The organism is Pseudomonas sp. P5_A2_2 (genome assembly GCF_054177685.1).
The window spans coordinates 1-2,526 of the sequence record NZ_JBGCUL010000664.1; the positions used below are offsets into that span (position 1 = coordinate 1).

Sequence of the window (2,526 nt, forward strand, 5' to 3'; positions counted from 1 at the left end):
GCACCTACTGGTATCACAGCCATTCGGGCTTTCAGGAACAATCCGGCGTCTACGGCCCGCTGGTGATCGACGCCAAGGATCCGGAGCCGTTCCAGTACGACCGCGACTACGTGGTGATGCTCAGCGACTGGACCGACGAAGACCCGGTCGGCCTGATGAAGACCCTGAAAAAACAGTCCGACTACTACAACTTCAACAAACGCACCGTGGGCGACTTCATCCACGACGTCAGCGAAAAAGGCTGGGGGCCGACCGTCGCCGACCGCAAGATGTGGGCCGAGATGAAGATGAACCCCACTGACCTCGCGGACGTCGGCGGCGCCACTTACACCTACCTGCTGAACGGCCAGGCGCCGGACACGAACTGGACCGGGGTGTTCCGCCCGGGGGAAAAACTGCGGCTGCGCTTCATCAACGGCTCGTCCATGACCTACTTCGACGTGCGCATCCYCGGCCTGAAAATGACCGTGGTCGCCGCCGATGGCCTGCACGTCAAACCGGTGAGCGTCGACGAGTTTCGCATTGCCGTGGCGGAAACCTTCGACGTCATCGTCGAGCCGACCGAAGCAGCCTACACCCTGTTCGCCCAGGCGATGGATCGCACCGGATACGCACGGGGCACCCTGGCGGTGAAGACAGGACTAGTCGCGCCGCTGCCGCCACTGGACCCACGCCCTCTGGTGACCATGGATGACATGGGCATGGCCGGCATGGGTATGGCCGGCATGGACCACGGCAGCATGGCGGGCATGGATCACGGCAGCATGGCCATGGGCGACATGCCCGGCATGCAATCCCACCCGGCCTCGGAAACCGACAACCCGCTGGTGGACATGCAAGCCATGTCCACCTCACCGAAACTCGACGACCCCGGCATGGGCCTGCGCAACAACGGTCGCCGCGTGCTCACCTACTCCGACCTGCACAGCACCTTCGAAGACCCGGACGGCCGCGAGCCCGGCCGCACCCTGGAACTGCACCTGACCGGGCACATGGAAAAATTCGCCTGGTCATTCAACGGCGTGAAGTTTTCTGATGCAGAGCCGCTACGCCTCAAGTACGGCGAGCGGCTGCGGATCGTGCTGGTCAACGACACGATGATGACGCACCCCATCCACCTGCATGGCATGTGGAGCGACCTCGAAGACGAGAACGGCCAGTTCATGGTGCGCAAACACACCATCGACATGCCACCGGGCTCCCGGCGCAGCTATCGGGTCACTGCCGACGCGCTCGGCCGCTGGGCCTATCACTGCCATCTCCTGTACCACATGGAAATGGGCATGTTCCGTGAAGTTCGCGTGGAAGAATGAGGCGCACCCCATGATTCGATTCACCCCGTTTTTTTTCGCACTCGCGACCTCGACGGCGATGGCCGCCAGCGATGACATGCAAGGCATGGATCACAGTCAGATGAACCACGGCCAGATGCAAGGCATGGACGAGGGCCAGATGCAGCCCGCCGCGCCCAGCGAAAGTCGCACACCGATCCCGGTGCTCACCGATGCCGATCGCGCTGCGGTGTATGCCGATCCCGCCGGTCACCACGTACATGACAGCACGTTCAATTCATTCTTCCTCGCCGACAAACTGGAATGGCAGGACGCCGATGACGGCAGCACCCTGGTCTGGGATTTATCGGGCTGGATTGGCGGTGACATCGATCGCCTGTGGCTGCGCTCCGAAGGCGAACGCAGCAATGGCGTGACCGAGGACGCAGAAATCCAGGCGCTGTGGGGCCACGCCATTTCCCCGTGGTGGGACGTCGTCAGCGGCGTGCGCCAGGACTTCAAACCCGGCGCCCCGCAAACCTGGGCCGCGTTCGGCGTGCAAGGCATGGCGTTGTACAACTTCGAGGCCGAAGCCACGGCCTTCATCGGCGAAGGCGGCCAGAGCGCCGTGCGGCTGGAAGGCGACTACGACATCCTGCTGACCAATCGGCTGATCCTGCAGCCAACCGTCGAACTCAACGCCTACGGCAAAAACGACCCGCAACGGGGCATCGGCGCGGGGCTGTCCAACACCGAAGCCGGCCTGCGCCTGCGCTACGAAATCCGCCGGGAATTCGCGCCCTACCTCGGCGTCACCTGGAACCGCACCTACGGCAACACCGCCGACTTTGCCAATGACGAAGGCGAGGACCGCAGCGAAGCACGCCTGGTGCTCGGTGTTCGGCTGTGGTTCTGAACAGACTCACCTCAAACCAACAACAACCGCTTCAAGCGGTAAAGGACCTTGCATGCGCATCTTAAAACCCACCGCTATCGCAGTCGCGTTGCTCAGCGGCCTGCTTGTTAGCACCCTCGCTCAAGCGCACCCCAAACTACTCTCCTCCACCCCGGCGGAAGGCGCGGCCGGTACGCCACCCGACAAGATCGAACTGCACTTTTCCGAAAACCTCGTCACCCAGTTTTCCGGCGCAAAACTGCTGATGACCGAAATGGCCGGCATGGCCCATGACCCGATGCCAATCAAGGCCAAAGTCAGTGGCGGCAGTGATCCGAAGACCATGTTCATCATTCCGAC

General features: G+C 62.6%; 3 protein-coding genes. All 3 read left to right on the forward strand.

What is annotated here, in order from left to right; translation table 11 throughout:
- A partial coding sequence (locus ACXRVY_RS23875) for a copper resistance system multicopper oxidase (protein ID WP_458238415.1) occupies positions 1–1,313 on the forward strand: 1,313 nt, incomplete at its 5' end.
- A gap of 10 nt (positions 1,314–1,323) precedes the next feature.
- Complete coding sequence (locus tag ACXRVY_RS23880) at positions 1,324–2,187, forward strand: copper resistance protein B (RefSeq protein WP_223457019.1); 864 nt, start codon at positions 1,324–1,326, stop codon at positions 2,185–2,187.
- A 52-nt stretch (positions 2,188–2,239) separates the two neighbouring features.
- Positions 2,240–2,526: copper resistance protein CopC (locus ACXRVY_RS23885; RefSeq protein ID WP_458238416.1), on the forward strand; the 287-nt coding region annotated here is incomplete at its 3' end.

Excerpts from the sequence above, each read along its gene's own strand:
- ACXRVY_RS23880 (WP_223457019.1), top strand. The coding sequence starts at position 1,324 with ATGATTCGATTCACCCCGTTTTTTTTCGCACTCGCGACCTCGACGGCG.